The sequence below is a fragment of the Pseudonocardia hydrocarbonoxydans genome (genome assembly GCF_006539565.1).
In the GTDB taxonomy this organism is placed as follows: domain Bacteria; phylum Actinomycetota; class Actinomycetes; order Mycobacteriales; family Pseudonocardiaceae; genus Pseudonocardia; species Pseudonocardia hydrocarbonoxydans.
This window is the reverse complement of the sequence record NZ_BJNG01000001.1, coordinates 101,766-119,113: the sequence shown is the minus strand read 5'-3', so window position 1 is coordinate 119,113 and position 17,348 is coordinate 101,766. Positions and strand designations below refer to the sequence as shown.

Sequence of the window (17,348 nt, the reverse complement as noted above, 5' to 3'; positions counted from 1 at the left end):
CCGGGAAGGAATGGGGCGGAGCGGCAGGGCTGGCTAGTGCCCTGCCCGGGGCGCTCGTCCCGGGGCGGGCTCGGCCAGCGCCTCGGAGTAGGTGGGCACGTGGCCGCCGGTGCGCCGCTCGACGAGCTCGGTCAGCTCGCGCTCGCGGGCGTCCATGCCGGCGCGGACCTCGGCGCCGAACGCGCCCAGCCCGGCCCCGAGCTCGCGCAGGCCCTCGGCGAGGTTCTCGCCGAGCCCGGCCGGGCTGACGGCGTGCGCGGCGCGGGTGGCGCGCCGGGTGAGGTAGGAGCCGGCGACCGCGCCGACGCCGAGCCAGAACAGCCTCTTCACGTCTTCCTCCCCCGCCGGCGCAGCCGACCCGGGCGGGTCTGCAGCGAGTGGGCGCCGGCGTCGCGCCCGGCGCGCCGGGCCTTGACGGCCTTGTTCAGCCCGTAGGAGAACGCCGCGGCCCGGACCAGCGGCCCGCCCATCGTCGCGGTGAACAGTGAGGTGAGCACCGAGACGTTGCTGGTGACGGTGCGCGCGCTGGAGGTGATGCCGTCGACGCGCTCGAGCTGGGTGTTGACCTGGTGCAGCGTGGTCTGGGCGTTGTCGAGCAGCGGCGCACTGCCCTCGTGCGCCTTGCGGATGGCGACGGTCGCCTCGTCGAGCGTGCGCCCGAGCTTGAGCAGCGGGACCGCCAGCAGCAGCACGAGGACGACGAACGCCCCCGCGGCGATGAGCGCGGCGATCTGACCAGCCGACACGAAGCCTCCTCGAACCGTCCGACGACAGGGTGTGATGGACGGTCAGGCTACCGCGCGGGGGTGGGCCCGCCCTCCCGGGTCGGGCCCGCGGCGCCCGGCCGGTGACGATCACCGGGCCGGGTGCCGCCGGTGCTCAGCCGACGCCGGCCGGGGTCCGCGGATCCGGCAGCACGACGTCGTCGGTGGCTTGGCCCAGTGCCGCCCGGAGGCGGTTGAGCGCCCGGTGCTGGGTCACCCGGACGGCGCCCGGCGTCGAGCGCACGGCCGCCGCGGTCTCCTCCGCGCTCAGCCCGACCGCGACGCGCAGCACCAGCACCTCGCGCTGGCGGGGCGTGAGGATGTGCAGCAGCTCGCCGAGCTGCTCGCCGAGCTCGCAGGCGAGCAGCCGGTGCTCGGGCCCGTCGTCGGCCATCGGGGAGTCGGGCAGCTCCGGCACCGGCTCGGTGCGGTTGCGGCCGATGACCCGGAAGGCGTCGGTGACCTTGTGCGCGGCGATCCCGTAGACGAAGGCCCGGAACGACAGGCCGCGCATCTTGTAGGCGGGCAGCGCGCTGACCACCGCGAGGCAGACCTCCTGCGCGACGTCGTCGGCCGAGCCCGTGACGCACTCCTGCCGGCCGAGCCGGCCGCGGCAGTACCGCAACACGAACGGGTGAATCTCGGCGAGCAACCGGTCCTGGGCCCTGTCCTCCCCTGCGACGGCCGCGGCGACCATCGACTCCAGGGTGCGCTCCGCCGGCTGCGGCGGCTCGTCCACCTCGTCGGGCCCGTCGGCGGGTACGAGCTCCAGCACCATCGCGGCGGTCATCGGACGTTCTCGTTCATCGTGGGGTCCCCTCCCAGGTCGGCGCTGCGACACCAGCGGTGTGACGGCACCGACGTCCTGCGGCTTCCGCCGCGACCCCGGGGCCCGGGGACGGCGGTGGTGGCTGCCTGTCGTGGAAGGTCTCGATGGCCGCGAGATACGCGAGCGTCCCCCGACGCTCGCGGCTCGGAACCCTCCCGAACCCGCCCTGCTGTGCCCTGCTGAGCGAACTCGTTCATCTTTCAAGTACGCATTTTGGGTGACACTCCAAGTTGGAGTCAAGGGCACTTCGGCCCGAAGTTGGTTACTCTGCGCTCAATGTCCTCCGCCGACGAACCCCGAGCGGCCGATCCCCGAGCCCGGGCCGCCCAGACCAAACGTGACCGCACGCGACGTGCGCTGCTCGACGCAGCGGACGCCACGTTCGGTTCACGGGGCTGGGCGCGGACCCGCATCGAGGACATCGCGGCCGCGGCCGGCGTCTCCGCCGCCACCGCCTACAACCACTTCCCGTCCAAGCACTCGCTCATCGGGCACGTCTACGCGCCGCTGGTGCGCCCGCTGTTCGTGCAGGCCGAACGCGACGTCGCCGCCGGACGCCCGTCGGTCGCCGCGCTGGAGGACCAGGTCAGGGCCCTCGCGCGCACCGCGGCGCGGCACCGCGAGCTCAGCGCGTCGTTCTTCTCGGCCGTGCAGGACTACACGATCCGTGTCGAGGGCCCGGCCGACCCCACCGACGAGATCGACCCCCGTCTGCTGGCCCCGGTCCCCGACTCGATCCGGCTGCTGGTCGAGCACGGCCAGAGCACCGGCGAGCTGCGCGCCTTCCCCCCGGCGGCCGACATCAGCGCGATGATCGTCAACACCCTGCTCACGCGGACGATGAACCGCCCCGACGAGTCGGCGGACGCCCGCGCCGAGCTGTTGCTGACCGTGCTCTTCGGCGCACTCCGGCCGGAGCTGCTGCTGAACGGCCCAGCCGACGACCGGCCGTTCCGCCGCCGCTCCTGACCCCGTCCGGGTGTACCGCCGGGCGATCTCCGGTGACCGAAGACCCCGATGGGATGGACGCCGTCACCGGTGTGGGTGCGAATGGGCCGTCGATCTTGTCGACCCGGTGTCACGACCCCTACTTATGACGATCATGAAGACTCACGCGGCACGCACCGCGATCATCCTCGGTGCCGCGCTCGCACTGGCCGTCCCGGGCACCGCAGCGGCGGACGAGCCGGTCACCCCCGACACCCGCACCGAGACCAGCACGAGCGTCGCCCGCGTCGACGGGTCCCGCGCCGTCACGCTGTTCGCCGGGCCGGTCCAGCTGCGTCGCGGGGCCGAGTGGGTACCCGTCGACCTCACTCTCGGTTCAGGTCCGGACGGTCTCGTCCGGCCCGCCGCGGCGCCGCACGACCTCGTCCTCACCCCGACCGGCCCGGTCGTGCGCTGGGCGGGCGGCGGATCGGCCGCCCTCGCCCCGATCGGCCCCGGCCCGCTCCCGCCGCCCGCGCTGGCCGGGCACCGCGCCACCTACCCGCAGGCGGCGCCGGGCTACGACCTCGTCGTCGAGGCCACCCGCGCCGGGTTCGCCGCGTCGATCCGCCGGGCGGGCACCCCGACCGGCCCGGCCCCGGTCCTCGCGCTGACGACGACCGCCGCCGGCACCGAGGGCGCGGCCGGGGGCCCGGTCACCGAGGGCCTGGGCGCCGAGGGCCTGGCCGCCGAGGGGCTGGCCACCGAGTCCGCCGTCAGCCGCGTCGTCGCCGCCGCCCCGGTGAGCGGCGCGACGCCGGCGCCCTTCGACACGACCGTCCAGTCGACGATCCTGCGCAGCGACGCCTCGGGCGACCCCGACCTGCGCCTGGGCAGCTACGACGGCGTCGCGGTGGCGCGCAGCTTCCTCACCTGGGACCTCACCGGGGTGACCGGTCGCCCCGTCGGCTCGGCGACGCTGCGGGTGCACCAGGACTGGTCATCGTCGTGCGCCCCGGCGGCGTGGGAGGTGTGGTCGGCCCCGGCCGTCGGCCCCGCGACCCGGTTCGCCACCCAGCCCGCCGCCGACCGGATGTGGGCGACCAGCACCGAGACCCGTGGCAACGCCGCCGCCTGCGCGCCCGGCTGGGTCCAGGTCGACGTCACCGAGCTGGTGCGGGCCTGGACCGCGGCGGGCGTCCCGTCCGGGACGATGATGCTGCGCGCCGCCGACGAGACCTCCCCGCTGGGCTGGAAGCGGCTCGGGTCGGCGGAGAGCCCGAACGTGCCGAACCTGGAGATCACGCTCGGCTGAGCACGCCCGCCAGCGCGTCGACGGCGAACCGGATCTCCCCGGGCTCCACGACCAGGGGCGGGGAGAACCGGACCGTCGGCCCGTGGGTGTCCTTGACCAGCACCCCGCACCGCGCCAGCGCCTCGCTCACCGCGCGGCCGGTCCCGGCCCGGGGGTCGACGTCGACACCGGCCCACAGGCCCGTCCCGCGCACCGCGGTGACGCCGTGCCCGACGAGGTCGCCGAGCCGGGCGTGCAGCTCCGCCCCGAGCCGGGCGGCCCGGGCGAGCATGCCCTCGGGCCCGGTGTCGGCGAGCAGGTCCAGCACCGCGAGCCCGACGGCGCAGGCCAGCGGGTTGCCGCCGAACGTGCTGCCGTGCTGGCCCGGTCGCAGGACGCCGAGCACCTCCCGGTCGGCCACCACGGCCGAGACCGGCACGATCCCGCCGCCGAGGGCCTTGCCGAGCAGGTAGACGTCGGCGTCGACGCCCGCGGCCCGCGTCGCGAGGACGTGCCCGGTGCGCCCGAGGCCGGACTGCACCTCGTCGGCGACGAACAGCACGCGGTGCGCGGTGCAGGCCGCGCGGACGGCGGCCAGGTAGCCCGGCGGCGGGACGACGACCCCGGCCTCCCCCTGCACCGGCTCGAGCAGCACCGCGACGGTGTCCGGCGTGATCGCCGCCGCCAGCGCGTCCGCGTCGCCGTAGGGCACGACGTCGAAGCCGGGGGTGAACGGGCCGAAGCCGCCGCGGGCGTCGGGATCGGTGGAGAAGCCGACGATCGTGGTCGTGCGGCCGTGGAAGCCGCCGTCGGCGACGACGACGCGGGCCCGGCCCGGGGGCACGCCCTTCACCTCGTACCCCCACTTGCGGGCCACCTTGATCCCGCTCTCGACGGCCTCGGCGCCGGTGTTCATCGGCAGCACCATGTCCTTGCCCACCAGCGCGGCGAGGGCGGCGCAGAACGGGCCGATGCGGTCGTTGCCGAACGCGCGGCCGGTCAGCGTCACCCGGTCGAGCTGGGCGTGCGCCGCGGCCAGGAGCGCCGGATGGCCGTGGCCGAAGTTCAGCGCCGAGTAGCCGGCCAGGCAGTCGAGGTAGCGCCTGCCCTCGACGTCGGTGACCCAGGCGCCCCGCGCGTGCGCGACGACGACCGGCAGCGGGTGGTAGTTGTGCGCGGAGTGCTCGGCCATGAGCCGCTCGTGCTCCGCGGTGCGGGACTCCAGGGTCGTCACGGTCGTACCTCCGGGGTCTCCGACGGGGACGGGACACCTCCACGGTAGGAACGCCGCCGACGCCCGACAATCGCCATCCGACGCCTGCCCGCGCACGATCCGCGCGCACATCCGGCTGATCGCGCCGGAACGTTGCGTACCCGGGGTTCGCCGCTCCCGCCGTGGCGGGCGGGTCAGGTCGGGGGCTGGGGGGCCGCGGGGCGCCGGATCAGCGGGCTGAGCACCAGCACGCTCCTGGTCCGCGCCACGAACGGCTCGGCGCCGATCTGCTCGAGCACCTGCTCGAAGTGCCTCATGTCCGCGGCCAGTATCCGCAGCACGGCGTCGGCCTCGCCGGACACGGTGCTCGCGTCGACGACCTCGGGGAAGCGTGCGACCGCGGCCCGGATCGTCGCGGGCGGGGTGCGCATGCGGCAGAACAGCTCGACGTACCCCTCGACCGTCCAGCCGAGCGCGCCGGGATCCAGCGTCACGGTGAACCCGGTGATCGCCCCGCCCCGGCGCAGCCGGTCGACGCGCCGCTGCACCGCCGACGCCGACAGTCCCACCCGCTGCCCGAGGTCGGCGTAGCTGCGGCGGCCGTCGTCGACGAGCAGGGCCACGATCTGCTCGTCGAGCCGGTCGAGGTCCACGCGGTGCAGGATGTCACGCATGTCCCGCCCCGAATCCCTGCGCGCAGAGTCCTCCAGCGCAGGGTCCTTCCGCGTCGACTCCGAGGTCGGGCAGCTCCGCCAGGTCATCCTGCACCGCCCCGGCCTGGAGCTGAAACGGCTGACGCCGGGCAACAAGGACCGCCTGCTCTTCGACGACGTGCTGTGGGTGCAGCGCGCGCAGGAGGAGCACGACCGGTTCGCGCAGGTGCTCACGCAGCGCGGTGTCACCGTGCACCTGTTCGGTGAGCTGCTGCGCACGACCGTCGGGATCCCGGAGGCGCACGCCCACGTGCTGGACCGCATCTTCGACGAGCGCGTGTACGGGCCGATGGCGATCGACGCCCTGCGCAACTGCTTCGACGCGATGGACCTCGACACGCTCACCGCGCACCTGGTCGGCGGGATCACCAAGCGCGAGGTCCTCGACCGCATCCCCGAGCCCCGGTCGGTGGCCTTCCACGTCCTGGACCCCGACGACTTCGTGCTCGAGCCGCTGCCCAACCACCTCTACACCCGCGACACCTCGGCATGGATCGGCGGCGGCGTGGCGATCAACAGCATGCGCAAGCAGGCGCGGATCCGGGAGACCGTGCACTACGAGGCGGTCTACCGGTGGCACCCGCTGTTCGCCGACGCCGGGTTCCGCGTCTGGTCGGCGGGATCGGAGAACGGGGTGGCCACCACCGAGGGCGGCGACATGCTGGTGCTCGGCGCCTCTGTCGACGGGGGCGGGAGCGCCGTGCTGGTCGGCATGAGCGAGCGGACGACGGCCGCGGGCGTCGAACGGCTGGCCAGGGCGCTGTTCGCGGGGGGCGACGTCGACCGGATCGTCGCGCTGCGGATGCCCGAGACGCGCGCGCTCATGCACCTGGACACCGTGATGACGATGGTCGACCCGGAGACCTTCACCAAGTACGCCGGGCTCGGGATGCTCCCGGCGTACACGGTGCGCCCGGGCGACAACGAGAAGGAGCTGCACGTCACCGACCACGCCCCGGACGGCATGCACGCGGCCATCGCCGAGGCGCTCGGGCTGCCGGGGATCCGGGTGCTCACCGCGGAGCAGGACGTGCACGCCGCCGAGCGCGAGCAGTGGGACGACGGGTGCAACGTGCTGGCCGTCGCGCCCGGCGTCGTCGTCACCTACGAGCGCAACGTCACGACCAACACCTTCCTGCGCCGCCACGGCGTCGAGGTGCTGGACATCCCCGGCGGGGAGCTGGGCCGCGGCCGCGGCGGGCCGCGGTGCATGAGCTGCCCGATCCAGCGGGACGGCGTCTGACCCCGCCGCCGGGCGTGGGAGGCTCGCCGGCATGAACGCGGCGAGCGGGTCCCCCGTGCTCCGGGCCCCGGCCACCAAGGTCGCCGACCTCACCGGGCCGGGGCACACCGACGCGTTCGGCATCGGCGGCACCGACCTCGGGACCACCACCACGGCCCCGGACGGGCGGCTGGTGTCGGTCTTCGGCGACACCTTCGCCTCGCCCCGCGCGGGCGGGCGGGGCTGGCGCTCACCGGTCGTGCTGTTCGGCGACCCGGCCTCGGTCCCCACGGGCGTGCGCTGGACGGGCAGCGCCGGACGCGGGCCCCGGGCCCGGCAGGTGGTGCGCTACCTGCACCAGTTCCCGCGCTGGTTCGCCCGCAGGCCCCGCCGCGTCACGACCGTCCTGCCGACCGACGTCCTGACCGTCGGCGACACGATGTACCTGCACGTCATGGTGTGCCGCGAGCTGGGCCACGTGCACTGGACGGAGATCCACTCCTCGCGCGACCACGGCGTCACGTGGCGGCCCACCGGGGTGCGCTGGCCCGGCGGGCACCTCGGCGGCCTGTTCCAGATGCTCACCTGGGAGCTCGGCGACGACGGCTGGGTGTACGCGTTCACCACCGGGTTCCAGCGCGCGCACGGGCTGGTGCTGCACCGGGTGCCGGCCGACCGCCTCACCACCCCGGGCGCCTGGGAGAGCTGGGGCTTCGTCCCCGGGCAGGGGTGGGCGTGGGGCCTGCCCCCGACCGTCGCGCTGCCCGGCGCCTACGGCGAGCTGAGCCTGCGCCGGGTGCAGGACCGCTGGCTGCTGTCGGCGTTCGACGCCGGGAACTACCGCATCGACGTGCTCGACCTCGCCTCCCCGCTCGACGACCTGCACACCGCCCGCCGCGTGACGGTCCTCGACGGCTGCGCGTGGGAGCACGAGGACCACGCCGGCGGCCGGGTGGCCCAGCTCTACGGCGGCTACGTCCTGCCCGGGTCCCGGCTCGACGACCTGCACCTGGTGGTGAGCCAGTGGAACACCGCGCGGAACTGGCCGTACCGGGCGATGCAGTTCCGCACCGACCTGACCGGGGCCTGACCCGCAGCGGCCGGCGGACTCGGTCGCACGGATGTCCCGACTCGCGGGGTCAGCGGCCGCGGACGGCGCGGCGCAGCCGGGCCAGGCGCTCGCCCAGGGTCCGCTCGCCGCCGTGCGGGGTGGGCCGGTAGTAGTCCCTCCCGACCAGTGCGTCGGGCGGGTACTGCTGGGCGAGCACGCCGTCACCGGAGTCGTGCGGGTAGCGGTAGCCCACCGCGTTGCCCAGCTTCTCCGCCCCGGCGTAGTGCCCGTCGCGCAGGTGCGGCGGCACCGCGCCGACCGCGCCGCCCCGGACGTCGGCCATCGCCTCGTCGATGCCGACGATCACCGCGTTCGACTTCGGCGCCGTCGCCAGGTGCACCGTGGCCTGGGCCAGCGCGAGGCGGGCCTCGGGCATCCCGATGAGCTGCACGGTCTGCGCGGCGGCGACCGCTGCGAGAAGCGCGGTGGGGTCGGCGAGCCCGATGTCCTCGCTCGCGTGCACCACCAGCCGCCGCGCGATGAACCGCGGGTCCTCCCCCGCCACGATCATGCGGGCGAGGTAGTGCAGCGCGGCGTCGGGGTCCGAACCCCGGATCGACTTGATGAACGCGCTGATGACGTCGTAGTGCTGGTCGCCCTGGCGGTCGTAGCGCACGGTGGCCTCGGTGACGGCCCGCTCGACGGCCGGCACGTCGATCACCGAGCCCCCGGCGCCGGCCAGCCCGTCCGCGGCGGCCTCCAGGGCGGTGAGCGCGCGCCGGGCGTCGCCCGCGGCCAGGCGCACGAGCGCGTCCTCCGCGTCCGGCGCCAGCGCGACGGCACCCGCGAGGCCCCGCGGGTCGGCGACCGCCCGGCGCAGCAGCGCGCGCACGTCGTCCTCGGTGAGCGACTGCAGCTGCAGTACCAGCGAACGCGACAGCAGCGGCGAGACCACCGAGAACGACGGGTTCTCCGTGGTGGCCGCGACGAGCAGCACCAGCCGGTCCTCGACGGCGCCGAGCAGGGCGTCCTGCTGGGTCCGGGAGAAGCGGTGCACCTCGTCGATGAACAGGACGGTCTGCTGCTCGTGGTGGTCGCGCCGGCGCCGGGCGTCGGCGATCACCTCGCGCAGCTCCTTGACCCCCGACGACAGCGCGGACAGCGCGACGAAGTGCCGGGAGCCGACCTGCGAGAGCAGCCGCGCGATCGTGGTCTTCCCGGTGCCGGGCGGGCCGTAGAGCAGCACCGACGCCGCCGCCCCGCCCTCGACGAGGCGGCGCAGCGGGGCGCCGGGGGCGAGCAGGTGGGCCTGGCCGACGACCTCGTCGAGCGTGCGGGGGCGCATCCGGGCGGCCAGCGGGGCGGTCGCGCGCGGCGCCTCCGCCCGTGCCGTGGGCGCGGGCCCGTCGAGCTCGAACAGCCCGTCCGCGTCGGTGGTCACGCCACCAGCCTGCCACCGGCGCACGACCGTTCCCGCGGCACCCACGCCCCGCTCCCGACCTCGTTCCCATTGAATGAGATGTCGGTTCCGTAGAACGGGACGGTGCGGGAGCATCGGTGAGGGCCCGCCACCCCGCGCCCGCACCCGTCACCGCCCTGCCGATCCAGGACGCCCCGATCGGACGGAAGGCGTCCCGTGCACCTGTCCACCGCGTCCCGCGCCGTGCGCGGCTCCGCGATCCGCGACCTGCTCTCGCTCACCTCCCGGTCGGAGGTGATCAGCCTGGCCGGGGGCCTGCCCGCCGCCGACCTGCTGCCCCGCGAGCGGATCGCCGCCGCCGCGGCGGCGGCGCTCACCGACCCCGCGGCGGTGCAGTACGGCGAGACCGCCGGGCTGCCGTCCCTGCGCGCCGTCCTCACCGCCCACGAGACGGCCCTCTGCGGCCGCCCGGTCACCGACGTGGTCGTCACCTCGGGGTCGCAGCAGGGCCTCGACCTCGTCGCCCGCGCCCTGCTCGACCCCGGTGACCCGGTGGTCGTGGAGGAACCGGCCTACGTCGGGGCCCTGCAGGTGTTCCAGGCCGCCGGCGCCGCGATGCACCCCGTCCCGCTCGACGCCGACGGCCTGCAGGTCGACGTGCTGGAGCGCCGCCTGCGCGACGGGCTGCGCCCCCGGCTGGTGCACACCGTCCCGACGTTCCACAACCCGCGGGGGGTCACCCTGTCCGCGCAGCGGCGCGTCCGGCTCGCCGCGCTGGCCGAGCGGTTCGGCTTCCTCGTCGTGGAGGACGACCCGTACGGCCTGCTCGCCTTCGACGGCGTGCCGCCGGTGCCGGTCGCGGCCCACTCCGACCGCGTGGTGCGGCTGGGGAGCGCGTCGAAGGTGCTGGCCCCGGCCCTGCGCGTGGGGTGGCTGTCCGGGCCGCCCGAGCTGCTCGCCGCCGTGGAGCGGCTCAAGCAGTGCACCGACCTGTGCACCTCGTCGCTGACCCAGACGATCACCGCCGACCTGCTCGGCGACCCCGCCTGGTTCGACGCGCACCTGCGCCGGGTCCGCGACGCCACCGCGGCGCGTGCCGCGGCCTTCACCGCCGCCGTCGCCGGGCACCTACCGGGCGCGAGCTGCTCGGTCCCGGCCGGCGGGATGTTCTGCTGGCTGGAGCTGCCCGGCGTCGACACCACCGCGCTGCTCCCCCGGGCGCTCGGGCACGGGGTCGGGTTCGTGCCCGGCAGCGCGTTCGCGGTGGACACCCAGCAGCCGCACTCGCTGCGGTGCTGCGTCGTCTCACACCCCGAACCGGTGGTCACCGAGGCGGTGCGCCGGCTCGCACGGGCCGCGACGTAGGGTCGCCGACGTGCGCCAGATCCTCGAACTGCTGGAACGCGACGCCCAGCTCTCCCACGACACCCTCGCCACGATGACGGGCATCCCGGTGGCCGAGGTGAGCGCGGCGATCGCGGCATGGGAGTCCTCCGGCGCGATCCGGCGCTACAAGGCCGTGGTCGACTGGGACGCCGTCGACGGCGACTCCACGGCCGAGACCGTCACCGCCTTCATCGACGTCTCGCTGGCCCCGGCCCGCGGCGTCGGCTTCGACGACGTGGCCGAGCGCATCGCCCGGTTCCCCGAGGTGCGCAGCGTGTACCTGGTCTCGGGCAGCCAGGACCTGCGCTGCACCGTGGAGGGCCGCACCATCCGCGCGGTGTCGGACTTCGTCTCCCAGAAGCTGTCCACGATCGACCGGGTGCGCGCCACGGCCACACACTTCGTGCTCAAGACCTACAAGCGCGACGGCGACTCCTTCGCCACCCCCGAGGCCGACCACCGCCTGCCGGTGACCCCGTGAGGAGGACACAGTGAGGCCGCTCAACCCGGTCATCGCGGCGTGCCCGCCGTCGGGGATCCGGCGGTTCTTCGACATCGCGGCCGAGATGGACGACGTCATCTCCCTCGGCGTCGGCGAGCCCGACTTCGTGACGCCGTGGCGCATCCGCGAGGCCGGGATCTACGCCCTGGAACACGGCTATACCACCTACACCTCCAACGCGGGCCTGCCGAGGCTGCGCGAGCTGATCTGCGACGACCTGGCCACCCGCTACGGCGCGACCTACGACCCGCGCGAGGAGTGCCTGATCACCACCGGCGTCTCCGAGGGCCTGGACCTCGTGCTCCGCGTGCTGCTCGAGCCCGGTGACGAGGTGATCGTGCCGGAGCCGTGCTACGTGGCCTACGAGCCGTGCGTCGGGTTCGCCGGCGGCACCCCGGTGCGGGTGCCGACGCGCTGGGAGGACGACTTCGCGATCGACGCCGACGTCGTCGCCGCCGCGATCACCCCGCGCACCAAGGCGATCCTGATCGGCTCGCCCGCCAACCCGACCGGCGCCGTGCAGCCCCGCGCCGCCCTCGACGCGCTGGTCCGCCTCGCCCGCGAGCACGACCTGTACCTGGTCTCCGACGAGATCTACGACCGGCTGACCTACGACGGGGCGCACACCTGCCTCGGCACGCTGGCCCCCGAGCGCACCGTGCTGCTCGGCGGCTTCTCCAAGGCCCACGCGATGACGGGCTGGCGCGTCGGCTGGATCTGCGCGCCGCAGGCCGTCGCCGAGCTGTGCGTGCGGGTGCACCAGTACACGATGCTGTGCGCGCCGCACGTCTCGCAGCTCGCCGCGGTGGAGGCGCTGTCCGGCCCGGACGACGACGTCGACGCCATGGTGGCCGACTACGACCGCCGCCGTCGCGTGTTCGTCAAGGGCCTGCGCGAGATCGGGCTGGACTGCCCCGAGCCCGGCGGCGCGTTCTACGCGTTCCCCTCGATCCGCTCCTCGGGTCTCGATTCGGAGACCTTCGCCGAGCGGCTGCTGCACGCCGAGAGCGTGGCCGTGGTGCCGGGCAACGTGTTCGGCCCGTCCGGTGAGGGGCACATCCGCTGCTCCTACGCCACGGCGCTGCCGCAGCTGGAGGAGGCGCTGGTGCGCATCGCGAGGTTCCTGAACGCCGGGTAGTCGGACGTCCACGCACTGCAGGTTTCCCGCGCCGTTCACACACCGGAAAAGCGGGGCGGCCAGGCTCGACGCCATGGACACCTGCCCCCTGTGCGCCCTCCCCCACACCCCCGGCGACCTGGCCTGGAGCAGCCAGCACGAGGTCGACGGCTCCATCACCCGGATCTGCCCGACCTGCACCCGGGCGCAGCTCTGGCTCATCGAGGCCGGCCTGACGTTCGCGACGCCGTGGGCGCCCGCGGCGCCGGTGCCGTCCCGCCGCGCCGCCTGAGGGCCGTCCGGAACGCGGCCTTCCTCCGGTCGCTCGGTTGCGGATGGGCCGCAACCCTGGATTTTGTCCGGGATGCCGGGTTGCATGACGTGATGGATCTCTCCGATTCGCCGAACCCGTCCGCAGGGTCGAGGCTGTCCGGGTGATCGACCGTCGACCCGATGGAGGAGCAGCATGCGTCAACGACGACGGCGTCGCCTGGGCACCGCGGCTGTGGCCGCGCTGGCCCTGTGCGGCCTGGCCGGATGCGGGGTCTCCGACCCTGGGCCGCCCACTCTGACCTGGTACATCAACCCCGACTCGGGCGGCCAGGAGGAGATCGCCGCCCGCTGCTCCGCCGCGGCGGGCGGCGCCTACGACATCGACGTCTCGGTGCTGCCGCGCGAGTCCTCCGAGCAGCGCCAGCAGCTCGTGCGGCGCCTCGCGGCCGGTGACTCCTCGATCGACATCATGAGCCTGGACCCGCCCTACATCCCGGAGTTCGCCCAGGCCGGGTTCCTCGCCCCGATGCCGCCCGAGGTCGCGAGCGACGTCTCCGACGGCGTGGTGCAGAGCGCGATCGACGGTGCCACCTGGGACGGGCAGCTGGTGACGGTGCCGTTCTGGGCCAACACCCAGCTGCTCTGGTACAAGAAGTCCGTCGCCGAGGCGGCCGGGCTGGACATGACCCAGCCCGTCACCTGGGACCAGCTGGTCACCGCGGCGCAGGAGCAGGACACCCAGATCGCGGCCCAGGGCCGGCGTGCCGAGTCGCTGGTCGTGTGGTTCAACGCGCTGATCGCCTCCGCGGGCGGCGCGGTGATCGCGCAGACCGCCGACGACCCCGCCGACATCCAGCTGGGGCTCGACACCCCGCAGGCCGCACGCGCGGCGGAGGTCATGCGCGCGGTGGCCGACAGCGGGGCGGTCGGCCCGGCGTTCACCACCGCGGGCGAGGACGAGAGCGTCGCGTCGTTCGAGAACGGCGACGCCTCCTTCATGGTCAACTGGCCGTTCGTGTGGGGCCGGGCGGGCAGCGGCGTCGAGGGCGGCACCCTGGACCAGTCCGTCGTCGACGACTACGGCTGGGCGGTGTACCCGCAGGTCGAGGCGGGCACGCCGAGCGCGCCGCCCTACGGCGGCATCAACCTGGGGGTCGGCGCGTCGAGTCGCCACCCCGACCTGGCCTACCAGGCCACGCAGTGCATCACCTCCGACGAGAACCAGGCCTACTACTTCGTGTCCAACGGCAACCCGGCGGCCAGCCTCGCGGTGTTCGAGGACCCGGAGGTCGTCGCGGAGTTCCCGATGGCCCCGGTGATCGCGCAGTCCCTGCAGCAGGCGGCCCCCCGGCCGCAGACGGCGTACTACAGCGAGGTCTCCGGCAGCCTGCAGCGCATCTACCACCCGCCGACCGCCGTCACACCCGACGTCACCGGCCCGGCCGCGGCCGAGCTGATCCGTGCCGTCCTGTCCGGGGAGGAGCTGCTGTGACCGAGCTTGCGAGGGCACCATTCGACACAGCGACCCACGGAACGGCTCCGACGAGCGCCAGCGAGGAGGAGTCGTGACCACCACCGCACCCCCGCCCACCGACGTCGCCACCGGCCGTCCGGCGCCGACCGGTGGGGCCAGCGACCGCGTCCGCGCGGAGCGGCGCCTGGGCTGGATCCTGGCCGGCCCGGCGTTCGCGGTGATGCTGCTGGTCACCGCGTACCCGATCGTCCAGGCCGTCTACGACTCGCTGTTCTCCTACCGGCTCACCGACCCCGGCAACCGGTCCTTCGTGGGCCTGGGCAACTACTGGGTCGTGCTCACCGACACGCTGTGGTGGCAGTCCTTCGGCGTCACGGTCCTGATCACCGTCGTCACCGTGGCCGTGGAGCTGGTGCTCGGCTTCGCCCTCGCACTGGTGATGCTCAAGGCCCTCAAGGGGCTGCGGCCGATCCTGCGCGCGGCGATCCTGCTGCCCTACGCGATCATCACCGTCGTCTCGGCGTTCGCCTGGCAGTTCGCCTTCGACCTCACCTCGGGCTTCGTGAACACCTGGTTCGCGTGGCTGCCGGGGGTCTCGGCCGACACCGACTGGTTCGGCGGCACCGGCACCTCGCTGCTGGTGATCTGCCTGGCCGAGATCTGGAAGACCACCCCGTTCATCTCGCTGCTGCTGCTCGCGGGCCTCGCGCAGGTCCCCGACGTCCTGCAGGAGGCCGCCCAGGTCGACGGGGCGACCTGGTGGCAGCGGATGCGCAAGGTGACCATCCCGAACATGAAGGCCGCGATCATGGTGGCCCTGCTGTTCCGCACGCTCGACGCGTTCCGCGTGTTCGACAGCGTCTTCGTCATGACGGCGGGGGCCAACGGCACCGAGACGGTGTCGTTCCTGGCCTACCGCCAGACCATCGCCCGACTCGAGATCGGCCTGGGTTCCGCGGTGTCGGTGCTGCTGTTCCTGTCGGTCGTGCTCATCGCGTTCGGGTTCATCAAGGGGTTCAAGGTGGACCTGTCGCAGGCCAGGGGGGAGAAGTAGATGTCCACACGAGAACGCAACTGGTGGATCGTCGCGGGCATCGGGATCATCCTCTACGCGTTGTTCCCGATCGCCTGGATCGTGTCGCTGTCGTTCAAGGCGCCCGCCGACATCGCCAACGGCCAGTTCCTGCCGACCGTGTTCACCTGGGAGAACTACTCGCTGATCCTCACCGGGGACGCGAGCGAGCTGTTCCTGCCCGCCCTGCTCAACTCGTTCGGGATCTGCCTGATCGCCACGTTCCTGTCCTGCCTGCTGGCGATGTTCGCCGCCTACGCGATCGCCCGGCTCGACTTCCCCGGCAAGAAGATCATCCTGTCCACCGCGCTGGCCGTGGCGATCTTCCCGGTGATCTCGATCGTCACGCCGCTGTTCAACCTGTGGCGCCAGATCGGGCTCTACGACACCTGGCCCGGCCTGATCATCCCCTACCTGTCGCTGACGCTGCCCATCTCGATCTGGACGATGTCGGCGTTCTTCCGGGAGATCCCGTGGGAGATGGAGCAGGCGGCCCAGGTCGACGGGGCCACCACCTGGCAGGCGTTCCGCAAGGTCATCGTGCCGCTGGCGGCGCCCGGGGTGTTCACCACCGCGATCATCGCGTTCTTCCTGGCCTGGAACGACTTCGTCTACGGGATCTCGCTGACCTCCACCGGGGCCGCCCGACCGGTCCCGGCCGCGCTCGGGCTGTTCTCGGGCGCGTCGCAGTTCGAGGACCCGACGGGCGCGATCGCGGCGGCCGCGGTGGTCGTCACCATCCCGGTGATCATCCTGGTCCTGTTCTTCCAACGGCGCATCGTCGCCGGTCTCACCAACGGCGCGGTCAAGGGTTAGGAGAAGTCATGGCTTCGATCGAGATGCGCAACATCGTCAAGAAGTACGGCGACGGCTTCCCCGCCGTCAACGACGTCAGCCTGGACATCGCCGACGGTGAGTTCATGATCCTGGTCGGCCCGTCGGGCTGCGGGAAGTCCACGCTGCTGCGGATGATCGTCGGGCTGGAGGACATCACCTCGGGCGACATGGTCATCGGCGGCACGCGCGTCAACGACAAGGCGCCGCGCGACCGCAACCTGTCGATGGTCTTCCAGAACTACGCCCTCTACCCGCACCTGTCGGTCTACGAGAACATCGCGTTCCCGCTGCGCCTGCAGAACGCACCCGACGACGAGGTGCGCAAGCGGGTCACCGAGGCGGCCGACGTGCTGGAGCTGCACGAGCACCTGGACCGCAAGCCGGCGAACCTGTCCGGCGGGCAGCGCCAGCGCGTCGCGATGGGGCGGGCGATCGTCCGCGCCGCCGACGCGTTCCTGTTCGACGAGCCGCTGTCCAACCTCGACGCCAAGCTCCGCGGGCAGATGCGCACCGAGATCGCGCGTCTGCAGCGGCGGCTGGGCATCACCACGGTCTACGTCACCCACGACCAGACCGAGGCGATGACGCTGGGCGACCGCGTCTGCGTGCTGCGCAAGGGGCTGATCCAGCAGGTCGCGTCGCCGCGCGAGCTCTACGAGCAGCCGGTCAACCTGTTCGTGGCCGGGTTCATCGGCTCGCCGCCGATGAACTTCCTGCCCGCCACGGTGTCCGGGTCGAGCCTGGAGACCCCGTTCGGGACGATCGAGCTCGACGAGCGGCGGGCGAAGGCCGTCGAGGGCAAGGAGCTGGTGCTGGTCGGCATCCGCCCCGAGTACTTCGAGGACGCCTCGCTGGTCGACGAGGCGAAGCGGCCGCTGGGGTCGGTGTTCACCGCGCGCGTCGACGTCACCGAGTGGCTCGGCGACTCGCAGTACGCCTACATCCCCTACGACGCGCCCGAGGACGTGACGCTGCAGCTCAAGGAGCTCTCCCGCGAGCTCGACTCCGACCAGCTGCGGACCCAGGCCATCGTGTCGATCGACGCGACCAGCCGCATCCGCGAGGGCCGCGAGGCCGAGTTCTGGCTCGACAGCCGCAAGGTGCACGTGTTCGACCCGGAGACCGGGGACAACCTGACCCGCGACGCCGACGCGGGTGCGGAGCTGACCCGGATGGCCGCGCAGGACCGGGTGGAGCAGGTCGAGCAGGCGCGGCAGAAGGCGGGCTGAGCCCGGGGCGCGGCGGGTGCCGGTC

Annotated in this window: 18 protein-coding genes; 12 read left to right on the top strand and 6 right to left on the bottom strand. The window is 73.6% G+C overall.

Annotation, left to right across the window (positions count from 1 at the left end; all coding sequences use genetic code 11):
* Positions 1 to 33: 33 nt before the first annotated feature.
* The 3 genes from PHY01_RS00555 to shbA all read right to left on the bottom strand — a co-directional run bounded on the left by PHY01_RS00555 (position 34) and on the right by shbA (position 1,554).
* Positions 34 to 330: a hypothetical protein gene (locus PHY01_RS00555; RefSeq protein WP_141276177.1), complete on the bottom strand. Its 297-nt coding sequence runs from the start codon at positions 328 to 330 to the stop codon at positions 34 to 36.
* Positions 327 to 746: a DUF948 domain-containing protein gene (locus tag PHY01_RS00550; RefSeq protein WP_141276176.1), complete on the bottom strand. Its 420-nt coding sequence runs from the start codon at positions 744 to 746 to the stop codon at positions 327 to 329. Before PHY01_RS00550 ends, PHY01_RS00555 begins: the two co-directional genes overlap by 4 nt.
* 133 nt (positions 747 to 879) lie before the next feature.
* Positions 880 to 1,554: an RNA polymerase sigma factor ShbA gene (shbA, locus tag PHY01_RS00545; protein WP_281283576.1), complete on the bottom strand. Its 675-nt coding sequence runs from the start codon at positions 1,552 to 1,554 to the stop codon at positions 880 to 882.
* Positions 1,555 to 1,869: 315 nt separating this feature from the next.
* Between shbA and PHY01_RS00540 the strand changes: the two genes are divergently transcribed.
* On the top strand, positions 1,870 to 2,562 hold the full coding sequence (locus PHY01_RS00540) for a TetR/AcrR family transcriptional regulator (RefSeq protein ID WP_141276175.1): 693 nt from the start codon (positions 1,870 to 1,872) through the stop codon (positions 2,560 to 2,562).
* Between the two features lie 133 nt (positions 2,563 to 2,695).
* A complete protein-coding gene (locus PHY01_RS00535) occupies positions 2,696 to 3,835 on the top strand; it encodes a DNRLRE domain-containing protein (protein WP_141276174.1) in 1,140 nt (379 codons plus the stop codon).
* Here the strand turns inward: PHY01_RS00535 and rocD are convergent.
* The gene (gene rocD / locus PHY01_RS00530; protein WP_141276292.1) at positions 3,822 to 5,006 is read right to left on the bottom strand and encodes an ornithine--oxo-acid transaminase; all 1,185 of its coding nucleotides are present in this window, start codon (positions 5,004 to 5,006) and stop codon (positions 3,822 to 3,824) included. The genes PHY01_RS00535 and rocD overlap by 14 nt on opposite strands.
* Before the next feature lie 215 nt (positions 5,007 to 5,221).
* Positions 5,222 to 5,701 carry an Lrp/AsnC family transcriptional regulator gene (locus tag PHY01_RS00525; RefSeq protein WP_246085585.1) on the bottom strand — a complete coding sequence of 160 codons (480 nt, stop codon included), beginning with the start codon at positions 5,699 to 5,701 and terminating at the stop codon, positions 5,222 to 5,224.
* On the opposite strand from PHY01_RS00525, the gene PHY01_RS00520 reads away from it, so the two are divergent.
* Both PHY01_RS00520 and PHY01_RS00515 read left to right on the top strand, forming a co-directional pair.
* Positions 5,700 to 6,983, top strand: coding sequence for an arginine deiminase (locus PHY01_RS00520; protein WP_141276173.1), 1,284 nt, complete (start codon positions 5,700 to 5,702; stop codon positions 6,981 to 6,983). The two genes, PHY01_RS00525 and PHY01_RS00520, sit on opposite strands and share 2 nt — an antisense overlap.
* Positions 6,984 to 7,014: 31 nt before the next feature.
* Positions 7,015 to 8,052 carry a glycoside hydrolase family 183 protein gene (locus PHY01_RS00515; protein WP_141276172.1) on the top strand — a complete coding sequence of 346 codons (1,038 nt, stop codon included), beginning with the start codon at positions 7,015 to 7,017 and terminating at the stop codon, positions 8,050 to 8,052.
* A 49-nt stretch (positions 8,053 to 8,101) separates the two neighbouring features.
* Here the strand turns inward: PHY01_RS00515 and PHY01_RS00510 are convergent, their stop codons facing one another.
* Positions 8,102 to 9,433, bottom strand: coding sequence for a replication-associated recombination protein A (locus PHY01_RS00510; RefSeq protein ID WP_246085606.1), 1,332 nt, complete (start codon positions 9,431 to 9,433; stop codon positions 8,102 to 8,104).
* A gap of 216 nt (positions 9,434 to 9,649) precedes the next feature.
* On the opposite strand from PHY01_RS00510, the gene PHY01_RS00505 reads away from it, so the two are divergent.
* The 8 genes from PHY01_RS00505 (at position 9,650) to PHY01_RS00470 (ending at position 17,323) form a co-directional block, all read left to right on the top strand.
* Positions 9,650 to 10,798, top strand: coding sequence for an aminotransferase-like domain-containing protein (locus tag PHY01_RS00505; RefSeq protein WP_141276171.1), 1,149 nt, complete (start codon positions 9,650 to 9,652; stop codon positions 10,796 to 10,798).
* A gap of 10 nt (positions 10,799 to 10,808) precedes the next feature.
* Entirely contained in the window at positions 10,809 to 11,300 is a 492-nt protein-coding gene (locus tag PHY01_RS00500; RefSeq protein ID WP_170183585.1) for an Lrp/AsnC family transcriptional regulator, read from the top strand.
* Between the two features lie 10 nt (positions 11,301 to 11,310).
* Positions 11,311 to 12,459, top strand: coding sequence for an aminotransferase class I/II-fold pyridoxal phosphate-dependent enzyme (locus PHY01_RS00495; protein WP_141276170.1), 1,149 nt, complete (start codon positions 11,311 to 11,313; stop codon positions 12,457 to 12,459).
* A gap of 73 nt (positions 12,460 to 12,532) precedes the next feature.
* On the top strand, positions 12,533 to 12,730 hold the full coding sequence (locus tag PHY01_RS00490) for a hypothetical protein (RefSeq protein ID WP_141276169.1): 198 nt from the start codon (positions 12,533 to 12,535) through the stop codon (positions 12,728 to 12,730).
* A gap of 174 nt (positions 12,731 to 12,904) precedes the next feature.
* Positions 12,905 to 14,203: an extracellular solute-binding protein gene (locus PHY01_RS00485; RefSeq protein ID WP_141276168.1), complete on the top strand. Its 1,299-nt coding sequence runs from the start codon at positions 12,905 to 12,907 to the stop codon at positions 14,201 to 14,203.
* Positions 14,204 to 14,276: 73 nt separating this feature from the next.
* The gene (locus PHY01_RS00480) at positions 14,277 to 15,239 is read left to right on the top strand and encodes a carbohydrate ABC transporter permease (protein WP_141276167.1); all 963 of its coding nucleotides are present in this window, start codon (positions 14,277 to 14,279) and stop codon (positions 15,237 to 15,239) included.
* The gene (locus PHY01_RS00475) at positions 15,240 to 16,073 is read left to right on the top strand and encodes a carbohydrate ABC transporter permease (RefSeq protein WP_141276166.1); all 834 of its coding nucleotides are present in this window, start codon (positions 15,240 to 15,242) and stop codon (positions 16,071 to 16,073) included.
* Between the two features lie 8 nt (positions 16,074 to 16,081).
* Complete coding sequence (locus PHY01_RS00470) at positions 16,082 to 17,323, top strand: ABC transporter ATP-binding protein (RefSeq protein WP_141276165.1); 1,242 nt, start codon at positions 16,082 to 16,084, stop codon at positions 17,321 to 17,323.
* Positions 17,324 to 17,348 lie beyond the last annotated feature (25 nt).

Coding starts and splice junctions, on each gene's coding strand:
- shbA (WP_281283576.1), bottom strand. CDS start 1,554: ATGACCGCCGCGATGGTGCTGGAGCTCGTACCCGCCGACGGGCCCGAC.
- PHY01_RS00540 (WP_141276175.1), top strand. CDS start 1,870: ATGTCCTCCGCCGACGAACCCCGAGCGGCCGATCCCCGAGCCCGGGCC.
- PHY01_RS00535 (WP_141276174.1), top strand. CDS start 2,696: ATGAAGACTCACGCGGCACGCACCGCGATCATCCTCGGTGCCGCGCTC.
- rocD (WP_141276292.1), bottom strand. CDS start 5,006: ATGGCCGAGCACTCCGCGCACAACTACCACCCGCTGCCGGTCGTCGTC.
- PHY01_RS00520 (WP_141276173.1), top strand. CDS start 5,700: ATGTCCCGCCCCGAATCCCTGCGCGCAGAGTCCTCCAGCGCAGGGTCC.
- PHY01_RS00525 (WP_246085585.1), bottom strand. CDS start 5,701: ATGCGTGACATCCTGCACCGCGTGGACCTCGACCGGCTCGACGAGCAG.
- PHY01_RS00515 (WP_141276172.1), top strand. CDS start 7,015: ATGAACGCGGCGAGCGGGTCCCCCGTGCTCCGGGCCCCGGCCACCAAG.
- PHY01_RS00490 (WP_141276169.1), top strand. CDS start 12,533: ATGGACACCTGCCCCCTGTGCGCCCTCCCCCACACCCCCGGCGACCTG.
- PHY01_RS00485 (WP_141276168.1), top strand. CDS start 12,905: ATGCGTCAACGACGACGGCGTCGCCTGGGCACCGCGGCTGTGGCCGCG.
- PHY01_RS00475 (WP_141276166.1), top strand. CDS start 15,240: ATGTCCACACGAGAACGCAACTGGTGGATCGTCGCGGGCATCGGGATC.
- PHY01_RS00470 (WP_141276165.1), top strand. CDS start 16,082: ATGGCTTCGATCGAGATGCGCAACATCGTCAAGAAGTACGGCGACGGC.